The 15,662-nt window shown below is 65.6% G+C and carries 16 protein-coding genes; 7 read left to right on the forward strand and 9 right to left on the reverse strand.

The window, feature by feature from the left end:
* The first annotated feature begins 7 nt into the window (after positions 1-7).
* Positions 8-709 (forward strand): SOS response-associated peptidase, encoded by a 702-nt coding sequence (locus ACNO8S_RS03980; RefSeq protein WP_420182512.1) that lies wholly within the window; start codon positions 8-10, stop codon positions 707-709.
* Between the two features lie 19 nt (positions 710-728).
* Here the strand turns inward: ACNO8S_RS03980 and ACNO8S_RS03985 are convergent, their stop codons facing one another.
* Positions 729-854 (reverse strand): hypothetical protein, encoded by a 126-nt coding sequence (locus tag ACNO8S_RS03985; protein WP_008310277.1) that lies wholly within the window; start codon positions 852-854, stop codon positions 729-731.
* A gap of 119 nt (positions 855-973) precedes the next feature.
* Here ACNO8S_RS03985 and cysK point away from each other — a divergent pair, with 119 nt between their 5' ends.
* On the forward strand, positions 974-1,900 hold the full coding sequence (gene cysK, locus ACNO8S_RS03990; RefSeq protein ID WP_151103051.1) for a cysteine synthase A: 927 nt from the start codon (positions 974-976) through the stop codon (positions 1,898-1,900).
* Positions 1,901-1,936: 36 nt separating this feature from the next.
* Here cysK and ACNO8S_RS03995 read toward each other — a convergent pair whose 3' ends face one another.
* A complete protein-coding gene (locus ACNO8S_RS03995; protein WP_008310273.1) occupies positions 1,937-2,548 on the reverse strand; it encodes a translation initiation factor IF-2 subunit beta in 612 nt (203 codons plus the stop codon).
* Positions 2,549-2,645: 97 nt separating this feature from the next.
* Between ACNO8S_RS03995 and ACNO8S_RS04000 the strand changes: the two genes are divergently transcribed.
* Together ACNO8S_RS04000 and ACNO8S_RS04005 are read left to right on the forward strand one after the other, a co-directional pair.
* The gene (locus ACNO8S_RS04000; protein WP_023843165.1) at positions 2,646-3,026 is read left to right on the forward strand and encodes a DUF7344 domain-containing protein; all 381 of its coding nucleotides are present in this window, start codon (positions 2,646-2,648) and stop codon (positions 3,024-3,026) included.
* 10 nt (positions 3,027-3,036) lie between these two features.
* A complete protein-coding gene (locus tag ACNO8S_RS04005; protein ID WP_050006896.1) occupies positions 3,037-3,756 on the forward strand; it encodes a DICT sensory domain-containing protein in 720 nt (239 codons plus the stop codon).
* Positions 3,757-3,795: 39 nt separating this feature from the next.
* On the opposite strand, the gene ACNO8S_RS04010 is transcribed toward ACNO8S_RS04005, so the two are convergent.
* Entirely contained in the window at positions 3,796-4,923 is a 1,128-nt protein-coding gene (locus tag ACNO8S_RS04010) for a CapA family protein (RefSeq protein ID WP_050038280.1), read from the reverse strand.
* Positions 4,924-5,043: 120 nt separating this feature from the next.
* Here ACNO8S_RS04010 and ACNO8S_RS04015 point away from each other — a divergent pair, with 120 nt between their 5' ends.
* Positions 5,044-5,415 carry a hypothetical protein gene (locus ACNO8S_RS04015; protein ID WP_050037708.1) on the forward strand — a complete coding sequence of 124 codons (372 nt, stop codon included), beginning with the start codon at positions 5,044-5,046 and terminating at the stop codon, positions 5,413-5,415.
* 36 nt (positions 5,416-5,451) lie between these two features.
* On the opposite strand, the gene ACNO8S_RS04020 is transcribed toward ACNO8S_RS04015, so the two are convergent.
* The 6 genes from ACNO8S_RS04020 to ACNO8S_RS04045 form a co-directional block, all read right to left on the reverse strand.
* A complete protein-coding gene (locus ACNO8S_RS04020) occupies positions 5,452-7,275 on the reverse strand; it encodes an L-aspartate oxidase (RefSeq protein WP_151103053.1) in 1,824 nt (607 codons plus the stop codon).
* A 112-nt stretch (positions 7,276-7,387) separates the two neighbouring features.
* Positions 7,388-8,863, reverse strand: a complete 1,476-nt coding sequence (gene nhaC, locus ACNO8S_RS04025; RefSeq protein WP_050037710.1) for a Na+/H+ antiporter NhaC — start codon at positions 8,861-8,863, stop codon at positions 7,388-7,390.
* A 205-nt stretch (positions 8,864-9,068) separates the two neighbouring features.
* Positions 9,069-10,181 (reverse strand): ABC transporter ATP-binding protein, encoded by a 1,113-nt coding sequence (locus ACNO8S_RS04030; RefSeq protein WP_050037711.1) that lies wholly within the window; start codon positions 10,179-10,181, stop codon positions 9,069-9,071.
* Positions 10,182-10,206: 25 nt separating this feature from the next.
* Positions 10,207-12,060 carry an ABC transporter permease gene (locus ACNO8S_RS04035; protein ID WP_420182513.1) on the reverse strand — a complete coding sequence of 618 codons (1,854 nt, stop codon included), beginning with the start codon at positions 12,058-12,060 and terminating at the stop codon, positions 10,207-10,209.
* Between the two features lie 12 nt (positions 12,061-12,072).
* Positions 12,073-13,197, reverse strand: a complete 1,125-nt coding sequence (locus ACNO8S_RS04040; protein ID WP_420182514.1) for a thiamine ABC transporter substrate-binding protein — start codon at positions 13,195-13,197, stop codon at positions 12,073-12,075.
* 63 nt (positions 13,198-13,260) lie between these two features.
* Positions 13,261-13,650, reverse strand: a complete 390-nt coding sequence (locus ACNO8S_RS04045) for a DUF5658 family protein (RefSeq protein WP_151146797.1) — start codon at positions 13,648-13,650, stop codon at positions 13,261-13,263.
* Positions 13,651-13,744: 94 nt separating this feature from the next.
* Between ACNO8S_RS04045 and ACNO8S_RS04050 the strand changes: the two genes are divergently transcribed.
* Both ACNO8S_RS04050 and pdhA read left to right on the forward strand, forming a co-directional pair.
* Entirely contained in the window at positions 13,745-14,401 is a 657-nt protein-coding gene (locus tag ACNO8S_RS04050; RefSeq protein WP_420182515.1) for a sugar phosphate isomerase/epimerase family protein, read from the forward strand.
* Between the two features lie 120 nt (positions 14,402-14,521).
* Positions 14,522-15,634 (forward strand): pyruvate dehydrogenase (acetyl-transferring) E1 component subunit alpha, encoded by a 1,113-nt coding sequence (gene pdhA, locus ACNO8S_RS04055; RefSeq protein ID WP_014039819.1) that lies wholly within the window; start codon positions 14,522-14,524, stop codon positions 15,632-15,634.
* Positions 15,635-15,662 lie beyond the last annotated feature (28 nt).

Raw genomic sequence — 15,662 nt, forward strand, 5'->3', positions numbered from 1 at the left:
GCAGGTCATGTGTGGCCGCTACAGTTTGTTCTCTCCTCGCGAGGAAATTGAGACGCGGTTCGACGCCGAGTTTTCTTTCGACTACGAGCCGCGATACAACGCCGCTCCGAGCCAAGACCTGCCGGTCATCACTGCCGAGTCGTCCGGCACAATCAAGCGGATGGAGTGGGGACTGATTCCGTCCTGGGCTGACAACCGCACGGACCACGGGCACATCAACGCCCGCGCCGAGACGCTGGCGGAGAAACGTTCGTTCGCCGAAGCCTACGAGGCTCGCCGCTGTCTTGTCCCTGCCGATGGGTTCTACGAGTGGGTCGAGACGAGCGACGGCAAGCAACCGTATCGCGTGGCGCTGCCGGACGACGACCTGTTCGCGATGGCGGGGCTGTACGAGCGGTGGGAGCCGCCACAGCGACAGACCGGGCTGGGGGAGTTCGGCGGGAGCGGCGGCGATTCGGGCGGCGAAGACGATATCGTCGAGTCGTTCACGATTGTGACGACCGAACCGAACGACGCCGTCGCTGACCTCCATCACCGGATGGCCGTCATCCTCGACCCGGCTGAGGAGTCGACGTGGCTGCGCGGCAGCGCCGACGACGTGTCCACACTGCTTGACCCGTACGACGGCCCGATGCGGACCTATCCGGTTTCGTCAGCGGTCAACAGCACTGCTAACGACTCGCCGGAACTCATCGAACCAGTCGGGTAGTGACGGCTGGGTAACGGCGCTACTCGCTCGGCGTGTTCTGGCGCTTGAACTGGTGCAACATCTTCCAGAGCGTCTCTTCTTCGACCTGGTTTTCGGCGGCGGATAGCTGGCGGTACAGGCCCTCAGAGACGGTAATCTCGGGCATTACTGGAACGCTCGTGTGGAGGCAACATAAGCTTCTGGAGACTCGGAACCGAGTGAATGTATCCGCCCCACAATATTCTGGGTACGTCGTTACGGGGGCTAATCGCCTTCTCCCGGTGTATGCAGTCGTACGCCCAGCGAGACGACGGTACTGTCGCGTCCAGTGTGACTGAGCTCATCGGCGACACGCCGCTGGTCTGTCTCGACAGCTTCGCGGACAATCTGCTCGGCAAGGTCGAAGCGGCCAATCCTTACTCCGTCAAGGACCGCATCGCGCTGTACATGGTCGAGGCGGCCGCAGAGTCCGGAAACCTACCTGACGACGGAACGGTCGTCGAGGCGACCAGCGGCAACACCGGTATCGGGCTGGCTGCTGTCTGCGCTGCACGGGGGTACGACTGCGTGCTGACGATGCCCGAATCGATGAGCGAGGAGCGCCGGCAGTTGCTGTCGGGGCTCGGCGCGGACCTCGAACTCACGCCGGCCGATGGCGGCATGAGCGGCGCGATCGAGCGCGCGAACGAACTCGCAGATGCGCCCGGTACCGTACGTGCCCGGCAGTTCGAGAACGAGGCGAACCCGCGTGCCCACCGCGAGACGACGGGTCCGGAGATATGGGCCGATACCGACGGCGACGTGGACGCCGTCGTCGCCGGCGTCGGGACCGGCGGCACGATCACCGGTATCTCGGAGTACATCGAGGAGGAGGTCGGCGCGGATCTCACATCGGTCGCCGTCGAGCCTGAACAGTCCAAACTGCTCTCGGCGGATGCCCCGGACAGCCACGACATCCAGGGTATCGGTCCCGGGTTCGTTCCGGACATTCTCCGGCGCGACCTCGTCGACGAGGTGCGGACCGCGAGCAAGGCGGAATCCATGGAGGCGACCCACCGACTCGCCAGCGAGGAAGGGATTATGGTCGGCATCTCCTCCGGTGCGGCGCTGCACGCGGCCGCGGAGTACGCCACCGAGAACCCCGACGAGACGGTGGTCGCCGTCCTGCCGGACACCGGTGAACGATACCTCTCGACGGACCTGTGGGACTAAGCGAGAACCGTCGCTGCGATGCGGCGAAAACAGCCTTCAGGCGACCCGGCCGAACGCCAGCGTGCCGCTGATGCTCTCGATGTAGGCCTCGACGACCTGCCCTTCGCGCGCTCCGGAGACGAAGATGGTGTACTTCCCTTTCTCGGCGACACCGTCGCCCTCGCGGCCGGTGCCGGTGATCTTGACCTCGTAGGTCTCGCCCTCTTCGAGCGTGGGTCGGTCCTGCTGCGTGTTCGAACTCGCGCCCTTGGCGACCGGGCGGAACGCACCACAGGCCTGACAGCGCAGCATGTCGACGCCGTCCTCGTTCTTGAGGACCGTGTCGGGCAGGCCACACTCGGAACAGGTGACGTACTCGGCGACGTACGCGTCGATGGCGGCCTCGAAATCAGCGGTGTCGAACGACCCGTTGTAGCGGGCTTCGCCGCCGTCGAACTGACCGTTGGTCCCGAACTCGCGCTGGATGGCTCGGTGGAGATGCTGGGCGTCCCGCGAGACTGCGTCGGCGATTGCCTCTAAGTTCGTCAGGCGTGTGAACGCACCGTCGGTCTGGCCCTCGGGGTCGGGAATCGAGAGCCGTTCGCCGGCTTCCCGGGGTTGGTCTGGTAGTACGTCGTACGCACGCTGTAGGGCGGACTCGTAGTTCATACATCTTAGACGGTGCTGGCACGTAAATGGATTCCGTCACATCTGTGATCTCCTATCGGCCAATGATATTAATACTGAGAGTGGATAATTGATTGACATGGATCAGCACGAACAGCCTGTGGAGACGCCGGGACTCGCGTCCGAGCGACTCGATACGCTATTACGGGCGCTGGCAGCCGAGCCCCGGCGGATGATATACACTTACCTCGCCGAACACGACTCGGCCTCAATCGCGGAACTCACTGACGTGGTCGTGGGCTGGTCCAGCGCGCGTGGTCGAGACACCGACGCCCGCAACTGGGACGATACCCGCACGTCGCTCCACCACCGCCACCTCCCTGTTCTCGATGACGCTGGCGTTATTAGCTACGACGCTGCCCAGCGGACCGCGACGCTGGCATCGCTGTCGCCATCCACGGCCGAGGTTCTGGCGACGATAACCGATCTGGATACCGCCGAGACAGACCACGAGGACTGATCGTGGGCCGATGACAGTTCGTACCCTCCTCCGACGCTTCGAGGACTCGGACGTGGAGATAACTGTGTACGGTCCGCCCGCAACGAAGACTGTGGTAGAGCGTCTGGCAACTCAGGGAATCGACGCCACCTGGCGGAAACTCCCGACTGGACACCAGAACGCGTTTGTCGTCGTCCGCCGCGACGGCGCGTTCGCCGGGACACCGCCACTCACAGCGCTGCAGGCGTTCTTATGTAAGCCGACGACAGAGCCCGACGACAGCAGGGTGCCTGACAGTGACCCGGACCGGCAACTTCTCTACTCGGCGCTCGCGAACACGCTCCTCGCATCGCTCACGCCGGCACAGTTGCTCGCAACGTCGCACGAGTTCGAGGACAGGGCCTACCGCGTCGGGGAGGGAACGCTTCGAGTGAGCTTCCAGTCGCTCTCGATCTTCCGCTCTCAGCGCGCCCGATACCAGACGCTCGCCAGCGACACGGACCTCGACATCCACGTTTACGGACGAGACGACTGGGAGCCGCCAGCGATTCCCGGAATCTCGTTCCATCCGCTCACAGACACCGTGCTCGAACAGGTGTGGCTGCTGGCGTTCGACGCCGCCGGCGACGACCAGAACAAGTGTGCACTCGTCGCCGAAGAAACCGAGGACGGACCGTTTCGTGGTCTCTGGACGTACAACGCACGGCTGGTCGACGAAATCATGACGGCGGTTGTGGCTGTCGACGAGTAGCAACTGACCACGAGTCGGCCCGGAAACACCCAGCGGATGCTATGCCGGACATGACAGCGGGACCCGAAGTCCGAGGCCATTACGCTCGATAGCCGTTCCGAAGGGCCGAGAGCGCTCCCGGAGTGTCTCACGAAGCCACTCAGCCACCGCTTCGTCGGCGCGTCCGACCTGTGTGTACGCGTTCTCGACCGGCGTGAGTTCGAGCGCGGCCAGCCGGCCGTCCTCGATATGGAGTTCGAACAGGAAGCTCCGGTCGTTGCGGTAGCCGTCCTTGACCGCGTAGTCGTCGACGAAATTACCGGTGTCGTACATGATGGGGCGACCGCGGTACACCTCGACCCCCTGGATGACGTGGGCGCTGTGGCCGTGGACCACGTCGGCCCCGTTGTCCACCAGCCAACGGGCGAAGGCCTGCTGTGTCTCGCCCGGTTCGGTCACCCAGTTCGGCCCCCAGTGAGCGGTGACGACGAGCAGGTCGGGGTCGGCGTCGCGGGCCGCCGCCAGCGCGCCCCCGACGCGGCGGCGAGTCAGCGGGTGGTTCGGGTCCAGCGGTGCGTATGCCGTGCCGGGACTGTCGCCGTCGGCGGCGTAGCTGGGTGACTGGTCAGTGACGGCGACGACGGCGATCGAGAGGTCGCCGATCTCGACGAACGCCGGCTCGAATGCTGTCTCGCTATCGACGCCGGCCCCGGCTGAGGCGATGCCAGCGTCGGCGAGGTGAGCCGGCGTGTCCGTGAGTGCCGCCGGTCCGAAATCGAACAGGTGGTTGTTCGCCAGTCCGGCACAGGAGACGCCGGCGCGGTCCAGCGCGGCCACGGCCCATTTCGGGCTCGCTCGGAAGTGGAACGTACGGCCGGGCCGCGGTTCGCCGCGGTCCGAGAGACAGCATTCGAGGTTCGCCACCAGCCCGTCGAGTGACTGGAGTTCGTCGAGCATCGACCCCCAGACGGCCGTCGGTCCGTCGGGGGCATCGCGCCAGCGTTCGTCGACGCTCCGGCCCAGCATCACGTCGCCGACGAACCCGAGGCGTAGTGACGCGTCCGTCGGGACAGACGGCGGACACGACACGTCCGCGTCGTCGTCGGCACCTAGACACCCCGAAACGGCGGTGAGGCTCCCGAGTGCGGGGCCGCCGCTGGCGAGGACGGTTCGGCGGGTCGGTGCCACAGTGAATAGAACATCGGCTGGGACCGCCTTGAATTTCAGTGACGTAAAAACCATCCAGGGTGTGTCGTATTGAGACACACTCCGGACGGTTACTTTTAGTTACCAATCCTCTATCCAGGTATGTCAAGCGACACTGCACGGGACTACGACGGGGACGAAGAGTGTACGACCACGGAGTCGTTCGCCGACCACGGCCTCGACGACGGCAGCGTCCTCATCAGCCGGACGTACAACCGAATCGCGGCGGACGGCGAACCCACGTTCGAACCGCCCTCGGAGTTTTTCGACACGCTGGAGGCGGCGTTCATCTGGGCCTACATCGGCACGATTGACGAACCTGGCGTCCCGCCCCATGTCGAAGCGGCCATCGAAGACGCTCGGGAGTTCACGCGCCAGGAGTTCGAAGACGACCCTGACGTGGACCTTCGAACGGACGTGATTCCGACGTTCTACCAGCAGGTCGCCGGCTTCCACTGCGCCTATCGAGATTAAAAGAGCAACCGCAGGCGGACTGTTGGGTGGACCGCTCTATTCGAGGTGGTGATAGTCGAGTTCGTAGCCGACGTCGACCGCCTCGCTGACTTCGTCGCTCGGTTCGGCGACGCCGCGAGTCGTCAGTTCGAGCCCGGTATCGCCGCGGTCTACGAGGATGTTCCGCCGCCACTCGGGGTCCACGTTGGGCGCGTCGGTGCGGTAGTGCGCGCCGCGGGACTCGTCGCGCTTGCGTGCGCTCAGCAGCAGGGCCTCGGCAACCGTGAGGCTGAAGAACAGATCGACGGCGAGTTCGAACGACAGGCTGGTCCGGTCGCCGTCGATACCGATGTCCCCAGTCCGTTCGCGAAGGGCATCGAGCGCGGCGAGGCCGTCCGACAGTGATTCGCCGTTACGGAGAATACCGGCGTGCTCCCACAGCAGGTCGCCGAGGTCCGCGAGTAGCCCTCCGGGCGTCTCGTCTCCGTCCGACGCCGCCAGTTCCTGCAGCGACCGGAACTCGCGCTCGGCGATGGCACGCTGACCAGCCGGCAGGGCGTCGTCGCGGTCGTCGTCTGTCACCTGCGCCGCGACGTGGTCGCCGACGAGCGCGCCGATGGCGACCGTCTCCGCCAACGAGTTCCCGCCTAGGCGGTTCGCGCCGTGGACGCCTGCGACCGTCTCGCCGACAGCGTAGAGCCCACTGACGCCGGTTTCCCCGGTCTCGAAGTCGATGTCGACGCCGCCCATCGAGTAGTGGGCGGTCGGCGCGACTTCCATCGGCTCCTCCGTGATGTCGACGCCGAGGTCCATGAACCGCTCGTACATCCGCGGCAGTCGGGACTTGATGTACTCGTCGTCGCGGTGGGAAATGTCCAGATAGACGCCGCCGTTCTCGGTCCCACGGCCCTCGCGGAGTTCCTGTGCGATGGCACGGGCCACCACGTCGCGCGCGTCGAGTTCCATCTGGTCCGGCGAGTACTCCTCCATGAACCGCTCGCCGTCGGCATTGAGCAGCCGACCGCCTTCCCCGCGGACCGCTTCGGTGACGAGGCGGCCGTCCCAGTCCTCGCCGTAGCGGTCGCCGACCATCCCCGTTGGGTGGAACTGGACGAACTCCATGTCCATCAGCGACGCGCCGGCTTCGAGCGCCAGCGCCGGGCCGTCGCCGTTGTTCTCCTCGTCGCGCGAGGAGTGGCGGTTATACAGCGCGGAGGAGCCACCCGCCGCCAGGACGACGTGATCCGACTCGAAGAGGATGAACTCGCCGCTCTCCATGTCGTAGCCGGCCGCCCCGTAGACGCGGTCGCCGTCCGAGAGCAGCCGCGTGATCATCACGTTGTCGCGGTAGGGAATTTCGAGCGACTGGGCCCTGTCGACGAGCGTGTCCAGCATCGCCTCGCCCGTGCGGTCACCGACGAAGCAGGTCCGGCGGAACGACTGCGCGCCGAAGTAGCGCTGATTGATCTTGCCGTCTTCGGTCCGATCGAAGGGGGTCCCCCAGTCATCGAGTTCCCGGATGCGGTCGGGCATATGCTTGGTCGTCAGCTCGACTGCTTTCGGGTCGTTGATGAAATGGCCCTCGTCCAGCGTATCGGCGGCGTGAATCGTCCAGTCGTCCTCGGGGTCGAGCGATCCCAGCGAGGCGTTGATGCCGCCGGCGGCCCACGTCGTGTGTGCGTCGCCGTGATCCCGCTTGCCGATGACCAGCGGCTCGACACCGTTCTCGGCGAGTCCGATAGCGACCCGCGCCCCGGCAGCGCCAGCGCCGACGACCAGCACTGGTACCGACACCGTCTCGTAGTCGACCGCCGGGCCTACGTCGGTCGCCCGACCGTCGGCAGCCTGCTCGCCGTCAGCGGATGGCTTCTGTGGTGTCATCGTCTAACGTAGGGGCTGTGGACTTATCAGGGCTTCGCGCGCACGCGCACGAGAAAGCCGCCAGCGTTCAGTCACGATCACACATTCACGACTGCTGGCAGCGCAAGGCCGATTAGTCCTCGCCTGCCGTCACCGACCCGCCACCACCGGACTGCACAGTCGTCTCTTCCGCGCCAGTTCGATCCGCATAGACGATCTGCCAGCCAGTGACCCCCATGAACAGGAGCACGAGCGGCGAGAGAAAGCCGAAGAAGTAGTACGGCGCGTATTCCAGCGTCGGGACGCCGAGCGTCCCGGCCATGAACAGACCGCCGCTGCTCCACGGGATGAGCGCACTCGTGGTCGTTCCCGACGCTTCGATGGCTCGGGAGAGATTCTGACTCTTGAGCCCCTGTTCGTTGTACAGATTACCGAGCGTCATCCCCGGGACCACGATACTCACGTACTGTTCTGCTGCGAGAATGTTCATCGAAACAGCGGAAACAGCGGTCACGCCTGTGAGGCTCGCGACGTTGTGACAGAGTCGCCCGAGATGGTGAGAGAGGACCGCGAGCACGCCGGCTCGTTCGAGCAGTCCGCCCAGCGCGAGCGCGGCAATCGCAATCGTCACGATCCACGCGCCGCCGGTCAGCCCCCCGCTCTCTAGGAGTCCGTTCACGAGTTCCATGCCCGTCTCCGGCGCTGTTCCGGACTGTGCGGCCGACCAGGCGGCACCGAACCCGGTTCCCTGCACGAGCATCGAGGTTGCGACGCCAGCGAACACGCCCGTTCCGAGCGTCGGCAGTGCGGGGATGCCACGCAGCGCAAGCCCGAAGGTCACAACGACCGGTAAAAATACGAACGGCGAGACGACGTACGTGCCCTCGATTGCCGCCTGGATGGACGCAACCCGGTCAGTAGGAATGGCCCCAGCGGCCCGCAGTCCGAGGCCGGCGTACAGGAGGACGGCAATCGTGAACGCGACGAGCGTGCCGGCCCGCATCGCGTTGATGTGTTCGTACAGGTCCGTGTCTGTCACTGCGGCGGCCAGGTTCGTCGTATCCGAGAGCGGGGACTGCTTGTCCCCCGTGTAGGCCCCGCTGAGGATGGCACCGGCGGTCATCGGCTCGGAAATACCCAGTCCCGAACCGATGCCGATGAGCGCCACCCCGAGTGTCCCGGCCGTCGTCCAGGACGAGCCGACGGCGAAGGAGATTATCGCAGAGAGGATGGCCGCTACTGGGAGAAACACTGTCGGCGTGAATAGCTCTAAACCGAAGTACATGAGGCTGGGAATCGTGCCCGCCTGAATCCACGACGCGATGAGCGCGTAGACGGTGAACATGATGAGAATTACCCGCATGCCCATGAGCAGGCTGCTGGCGATCCCGTCGTACAGGTCTTCCCACGTCAGCCCGAGGTGATACCGTGCGAACAGGCCGGTGAAGGCGATCCCCCAGAACAGCGGGAACTGTGGGTCCAAGTCGAAGGCAATGAGGCCCACACTGAGGAACACAATCATTCCCGCAATCGGCACGAGAGCGGCACCCAGCGACGGCCGCTCAGACGGGTCGATATCGTCGAACAGCCGGGGTTCGAACTCGACCATCACTGCACCCCGTCGCGCCTAGCTGGCCGGACTCCGACATGGCTTTGGTTTGAAGCTGGGTGTTCCCGCCAGCCCTGTCGACACGCTCCGATACGCCTCTGCCGACCACCTGCGACGGCCCCGCGTGTCATATTTATATCGGCGATAACCACAGGTGGGTTAAAACAGGCTCCATTCCGGCGTGGGCGTGAGGATTGGTAGCTTACTACTGTCTGTCGACAGTGTGTGCGTCCGCCGGGTCGAAGCCGACTGTCACCGTGCCCGTCGGCGGGTCTTCGGCTCGTAACAGGATTTCTCGACCCTCCCAGTCGAGATGAACGCGCGTCGTCTCCCCGAGGAACTCCGCGCTCGTGACGGTCGCCGTCAGCGCGTTCCGGTCGGCATCGAGGGTAAGCCGCTCCGGTCGCACACAGAACGTGAGCCGGTCCCCGGCCGAGACAGCGGCCTCCGGGTCGCTGTCACCATCCAGGGCCACTGAGAGCGTCGTACTGTCGACCGTCACGTCCGCGATGGATCGTCCACTCTCGTCGCTGGAATCGTCAACCCTGTCGGTCGACCGAACTGCCGTCACCTCACCGCTGAGGACGTTGTTGTCGCCGACGAAGGTGGCGACGAACTCTGTCGCCGGCTCGCGGTAGATGGTCCGCGGCGGCGCGACCTGTTCCGGCGTCCCGTCTCGCATGACTGCCACGCGGTCTGAGACAGCTAAGGCCTCCTCCTGGTCGTGGGTGACGTAAATCGTCGTAATGCCCAGTTCCTGTTGAATCTCGCGGACCTGCACGCGCAACCGTTCCCGGAGCTTCGCATCCAGGGCGCTCATCGGCTCGTCGAGCAGGAGCACGTCGGGGCCGGGGGCCAGCGCGCGGGCCATCGCCACCCGCTGTTGCTGGCCGCCGGAAAGCGTGTCTGGGTCCCGGTCCTGCATACCGTCGAGGTCCACCAGCTCCAGCAGCTCACGAACCCGCGCTTCGTCGCTGCCGCCGCCGGGCGGGTCGGAGAACGAGAGGCCGTAGGCGACGTTCTCCCCGACGGTCATGTGCGGGAACAGCGCGTAGTTCTGGAAGACGACGCCCACGTCGCGGCCCTCCGGCGGGACGCCGGTGACGGACTCGCCGCCGAACCGGACTTCGCCCTGCGTCGGGTCCTCGAAGCCGGCGATGAGCCGGAGCGTCGTCGTCTTCCCGCAGCCGGAGGGGCCGACCAGCGTGAAGAACTCGCCGTCCCGAACGGAAAGCGACAGGTCCTCGACGGCGGTCGTCTCGCCGTAGCGTCTGGTGACGCCGTCGAGTTCGACGGCCGGCGGGGCGGTCCGGTTCACGGCAGCACTGTCCGACGGCGACTCCTTAGAACCCAACGTCGTCACCCCCCAGCCGGTCGATGAGCAGGAAGCTCGCGCTGGTGACAACGAGCAGGACGACGCCCATCGCTGTCGCGGGACCGAGACGGCGGCCGATGAACCGCTCGATGGCGATGGGCATCGTGAACTGGTTCGTTCCCGAGGCGAGGACAATCGTCGCCGAGAACTCCCCGATAGAGATAGCGAACGCAAAGGCGGCCCCAGCGATGACCGCTGGCCACACGAGCGGCAGTTCGATGTCCAGCAGCGCTCTGGCACGCGGCGCGCCGAGCGCGCGGGCGGATTCGACCAGCGTGTGGTCGACTCCCTCGAGTCCGGGCGCGACCGTCCGGACGACGAACGGGTAGCCCGCGACAGCGTGGGCGGAGACGATGGCGAAGCTGCCGCCGACGGCGATTCGCGAGCCGCCGACCTCGACGCCGAAGACGAGGCCACGAAGCAGGCCGAGGCCGACGACGATACCCGACACGGCGAGTGGGGCCATCGCGACGGCGTCGACGAGCTTCCGGCCGCGGTAGTCCCGCGTCGTGAGAACGGCCACGACGACGCCCATCGGGAGGGCAACGGCCAGCGAGGCGACCCCGAACAGCAGTGAGTTCTTGACCGCATCCCACGGCTGGACCTGGAACGATGCGCCGGTCGTCTGGCGGTCGATGAGGAACTGATAGTTCGCCAGCGTCAGCCCCTCCGGGCCGCTGAGGCTGGCGAGCACCATGCTCGCTATCGGCGCGACGAACACCGCCAGCGCGACGACGGCGTAGACGGCGAGCCCCAGCCGGGGGAGCAGTTCCCGGACCGAGAACGACGGCGGTGTCAGCGGCCGCCGCGGAAGCGGTCGAATCCCCCGCGACCGGACAGTATGCTTGGCCTCGTACCGGAGGTACGCGTACAGCAGCCCCAGCGAGATGCCGAGTTCAATCAGCGCGAGGGCGGCCGCCTCGGCGTACTCCAGGTCTCGGATGAGCCGGTAGACGAACACCTCGACGGTCGCCAGCTGGAACCCGCCCAGCGCGAGGACGATGGGGAACGTGCTGAAGGTGAACACGAAGGTCAGCGCCGCCCCCATCAGCACCGACGGGTACAGCTGCGGGGCGACCACGTCGCGGAACGCTCGGACGGGGCTCGCGCCGAGGCTCCGGGCCGTCTCGACCGCACTGGCGTCGACGGACTCCCAGGCGGCGGTGGTCACCCGCGCCACGAGGGGCGCGTTGTAGAACGCGTGAGCGATAACGACGGCCTCAAGCGTGAACAGGAGATTCACCTGCCCCAGACCGAGCGCGCCGAGCACGGCGTTGAGCGTCCCGTTCCGGCCGAACGTGGCGACGAAGCCCACCCCGACCATTATCGACGGGAGGACGAAGGGGAGAATCGTTAGCGACCGGAGCGTTCGCCGACCGGGGAACTCATACCGAGCGAGCAGATACGCCGCCGGCAGGCCGAGAGCGACGCTGGCGACGGTCGAGAGAGCCGCCTGATACGCCGTGAAGCCGATGACGCCCAGCCGCCGGTCCGGCGACAGTGCGTCCTCGATGACGCTCGCTATGGGTTCGCCGGCGAGCAACCGCGCCGGCTCTCCGAGGTAGAACGGGTCCCGCAGTATCGAGACGAACACCCGGCCCGTCAAGCGGCCGTCGACGAGGACGCTGTCGATGAACACCGTCGCCACCGGGTAGTAGAAGATGCCAAGCAAGAGGGCGATAGTTGCGACCGCGAGCCCGACGATTGCCCGACGCTCGATAGTGTTGCGGACGGTCCGGCCCCGCTCGCGGGACGGACTGTTCGCTGTCCCTGTCGACCCCCCGCCGCCACCATCGGCACCGCCGTCTGAATCTCGGGCCACAGTCGGTCGTCGTTAGTTCGAGGCGAACTGCCGTTCCCAGTCGGAGATCCAGCCCGAGACGGAGCCCTTGAGTTCGTCGTAGCCGAACGTGACCGGCTCCGGGGGCTCCTGAGCCAGTTCGGCGTAGTCCTCGGGGAGGTCGGCGGATTCGGTCGCCGGGAACTGGACGTTCCGGACGGCGATTTCGCCCTGAATCTCCGGGCGCAGCAGGAAGCCCATGAACTCCCGGGCGAGGTCGGGCGTGTCCGCTCCATCGAAGACCGCCATCCCTTCCGGGTTGGCGTAGCCCTGGTCGTTCAGGAAGCGGATCTGGTGTTCTTCCAGATTGGCGTCGTTCTGGTCCGCGAACACCTGGTCGGTGGAGTAGGAGACGACCATCGGCGCTTCGCCGCCCGACCACGCACTGTAGGCATCGCTCCATGAGCCAAGCACCCGAACGTCGTTCTCTTGCAGGTCGCTCCAGTAGTCCAGATAGCCGTCCGGGCCGAACTGCTTGACCGTGTGCAGCAGGAACGCCCGGCCGGTAGCCGAACTGGACGGATTCTGCGTGATGAGGTCGCCGGCGTGTTCCTCCGCAAGCAGGCCGTCGAAGGTCTCCGGTGCTGTGGTCTCCGTGCCGTCGAACACCAGGCTGATGTAGCCGGTGTCGTAGGGTATCGCCCGGCCGTCGGGGTCGAACTGCAGCCCCGGTTTGATGTCGTCCTGGCCGGCCACGTCGCCGACCCCGGCGAACAGCCCGTCGTCGAGGTTCTCGTCGACCCGGACGAGGTGGTCCGTGTTCAGCCCGAGGTACATGTCGGCCTCGATGTCGACGCCGGCGTTCCGGCGTTCGATGTAGTGGTTGACCTCGTTGCTCGGCGTCTGCCAGATCAGGCGGGCGTCGAACTCCTCCTCGAAGCGCTGTTTCACCCACGCGCCCGGACTCGTCGACGGCGAGTCGACGAAGGCGCTGTAGGTTCCGACGACGAGCGTTTCCTCTACATCGCCGGCGTCGCCGGTACTCGTTCCGGTCGCGGTTGACTCGTCCGTACTCGATGCCTCGGTGCTCGACTCGTCGCTACCGCCCAGCCCGGCACAGCCGGCAAACGAGACGGACACTGTCACACCGGCCGCTGTCAGGAAGGAACGTCTATCCATTACTCCGTGGTCACACCCAGTGGTACTTAACGCCGGTGTTCCCGAATCCTAACGCGTCACCCCTCAAAACACCGCAACAGCCGTTATCACCCCGCGGTACTGCAGGATGGTGACGGCGTTGTAAGCAACGACCGCGAGCGTCACCACGGCGAACAGGGCGAGAAACACCGTCGCGTTGTGTTCGGAGAGCAGTCGCCACCCGGCGACCAGCCACAGCATCGCCCCGAACTTCACCAGCCAGAGGCCCGCCAGCCCGAACTCCGCGAGCATCGTGCTGACGACGACGTTCCCCTCTTGCAGTCCGACCGTGAGCCCAGTCATCGTCAGGAGGATGTCCCCGACTGTTGCGACGAGGATGACGGTCCAGAGTACTGCATGTGTGTGCGACAGGTGGTGTTCCCACCAGAGTGTCACCGCACTCTCGTCCGTCTCCGGGTTCGCTTTGCCGGGCATCACCGACATATTGGACGGAAACAGCATGAATACTCGGGCCAGTCGTGTCGACGAAGGGACTGTTTTATTTTCGCCGTCGTGGAATCTCCCTCCAATGAATATCGTCGGCAAGTGCCCGCCGACCACAGCCAAGCTCGACGCCGCGGCCGACCGAGGCTTCGACAGCGTGGAACTCCACCTCCGGCCGTCGGACCTCGACGACGTCGGGGCTACAGCGGCGATGGTCAAACAGTCACCCGTCTCGGCGGCGTCGGTCCACACGCTTCACGCCCGCCCGGACGATCCGGAACCGTTCCGCCGGAGCGATGCGCTTGCCGAGCGACTCGACGCCTATCTCGTTGTCCACAGCCAGTACGCCCAGCACACGCACACCGCCCTGCTGGACAGCTACGACTTCGCCGCCCCCTGCGGCTACGAGAACAACCCCGGCGCGAGCCAGTTCTCGCTGGCGAATCTACTGCTCGACCGCGGCCACGATCTGGTGCTCGATACGGCCCACCTGTTCATGTCCGAGCCAGCGTATCTGGAGTCACTTTCGGACCTCTTGAAAAGCTACGGCGACCAGATTCAGGTCGTCCACTTCACCGACGGAACGCTGTTGAACGACGGCCTCCCCTTCGGCGACGGGGAGATACCCCTCGAACGAACAGCCGAAATTTTGGCTTCGGAGTTCGACGGCAACGTCGTGCTTGAGGTCATGCCCGACGACCAAGCCGACGCCCGCCAGCGCGTGCTGGAGTGGCTCGACTAAGCGGCGATGGCGGCCGTGGTCTGGGAAAAGGTCATTGAGACTGACGAATCCTTGTTCCGTCAGTGAATCATGGCTCAGACACACCTTTTTGCCAGTCCGCACCGAGTGTGGTGATACGACATGGCAACCGACGTGCTCGATAGGGCGTACGACGACCAGGCGCAGGCGCTGGACGCCGATGGCGAGATCGTCGACCCGGACCTCATCCCGGACCTCTCTGACGAGAAACTGGTTTCGATGTACCGCGATATGCGCTTTGCGCGGCAGTTCGACGAGCGGATGATAAGTCTCCAGCGGCAGGGTCGGCTCGGCACCTACTCCTCGCTGGCGGGCCAGGAAGGGTCTCAGGTCGGGTCGACGTACGCGCTGGCCGACGAGGACACAATCTTCTATCAGTACCGGGAACACGGCGCGCTCGTCGCCCGCGGGCTCCCCTGGGAGTACGTCCTCTACTGGATGGGCCACGAAGCGGGCAACGCCGCTCTCGGCGACGTGAACGTGTTCCCGCTGAACATCTCCATCGGTGCACACCTGCCCCACGCCGTCGGGTGGTCGTGGGCGGCAAAGCGAAAGGGCGACGAGCGCGCCGGTATCGTCCACTTCGGCGACGGGGCCACCAGCGAAGGGGACTTCCACGAGGCGATGAACTTCGCCGGCGTGTTCGAGACACCAACGGTGTTCTTCTGTAACAACAACCAGTGGGCTATCTCCGTCCCGCGGGAGCGCCAGACCGCCAGCCAGACGCTGGCGCAGAAGGCCGACGCCTACGGCTTCGACGGCGTGCAGGTCGACGGGATGGACCCGCTGGCGACCTACACCGTCACCGAGGCCGCACGGGAGCGGGCCGTGGGAGCCGACGGACAGGAGCGGGGACCCGTTTTCATCGAAGCCGTCCAGTACCGCTTCGGCGCACATACGACCGCCGACGACCCGGACGTGTACCGGGACGACGCGGAGGTCGAGCAGTGGCGCGAACGCGACCCGCTGGACCGCATGGAGCAGTTCCTCAGGAACTGCAATCTGCTGGACGACGAGAAGATCGACGTGATGGACGACACCATCGACGAGCAACTCGGCGAGATTATCGACAACGCGGAGGCTCACGCCGCTGAACCGACGGATCTCTTTACCGACGTGTACGCCGAGTCCACGCAGAACATCGACGAGCAGCAGGAGTACTTCGAGGCGCTCCGCGAACGCCACGGCGACGACGCCTTGCTGGAGTCAGAGTAGCCGACCGAGCCTGTTATTGCCGTCCCGT

Source organism: Haloarcula sp. KBTZ06, assembly GCF_048595605.1.
Lineage (GTDB): Archaea > Halobacteriota > Halobacteria > Halobacteriales > Haloarculaceae > Haloarcula > Haloarcula hispanica.

What these genes read in the sequence shown, in the direction of transcription:
- ACNO8S_RS03980 (WP_420182512.1), top strand. Translation starts at nt 8, where the DNA reads ATGTGTGGCCGCTACAGTTTGTTCTCTCCTCGCGAGGAAATTGAGACG.
- ACNO8S_RS03985 (WP_008310277.1), bottom strand. Translation starts at nt 854, where the DNA reads ATGCCCGAGATTACCGTCTCTGAGGGCCTGTACCGCCAGCTATCCGCC.
- cysK (WP_151103051.1), top strand. Translation starts at nt 974, where the DNA reads ATGCAGTCGTACGCCCAGCGAGACGACGGTACTGTCGCGTCCAGTGTG.
- ACNO8S_RS03995 (WP_008310273.1), bottom strand. Translation starts at nt 2,548, where the DNA reads ATGAACTACGAGTCCGCCCTACAGCGTGCGTACGACGTACTACCAGAC.
- ACNO8S_RS04000 (WP_023843165.1), top strand. Translation starts at nt 2,646, where the DNA reads ATGGATCAGCACGAACAGCCTGTGGAGACGCCGGGACTCGCGTCCGAG.
- ACNO8S_RS04005 (WP_050006896.1), top strand. Translation starts at nt 3,037, where the DNA reads ATGACAGTTCGTACCCTCCTCCGACGCTTCGAGGACTCGGACGTGGAG.
- ACNO8S_RS04015 (WP_050037708.1), top strand. Translation starts at nt 5,044, where the DNA reads ATGTCAAGCGACACTGCACGGGACTACGACGGGGACGAAGAGTGTACG.
- ACNO8S_RS04020 (WP_151103053.1), bottom strand. Translation starts at nt 7,275, where the DNA reads ATGACACCACAGAAGCCATCCGCTGACGGCGAGCAGGCTGCCGACGGT.
- nhaC (WP_050037710.1), bottom strand. Translation starts at nt 8,863, where the DNA reads ATGGTCGAGTTCGAACCCCGGCTGTTCGACGATATCGACCCGTCTGAG.
- ACNO8S_RS04040 (WP_420182514.1), bottom strand. Translation starts at nt 13,197, where the DNA reads ATGGATAGACGTTCCTTCCTGACAGCGGCCGGTGTGACAGTGTCCGTC.
- ACNO8S_RS04045 (WP_151146797.1), bottom strand. Translation starts at nt 13,650, where the DNA reads ATGCCCGGCAAAGCGAACCCGGAGACGGACGAGAGTGCGGTGACACTC.
- ACNO8S_RS04050 (WP_420182515.1), top strand. Translation starts at nt 13,745, where the DNA reads ATGAATATCGTCGGCAAGTGCCCGCCGACCACAGCCAAGCTCGACGCC.
- pdhA (WP_014039819.1), top strand. Translation starts at nt 14,522, where the DNA reads ATGGCAACCGACGTGCTCGATAGGGCGTACGACGACCAGGCGCAGGCG.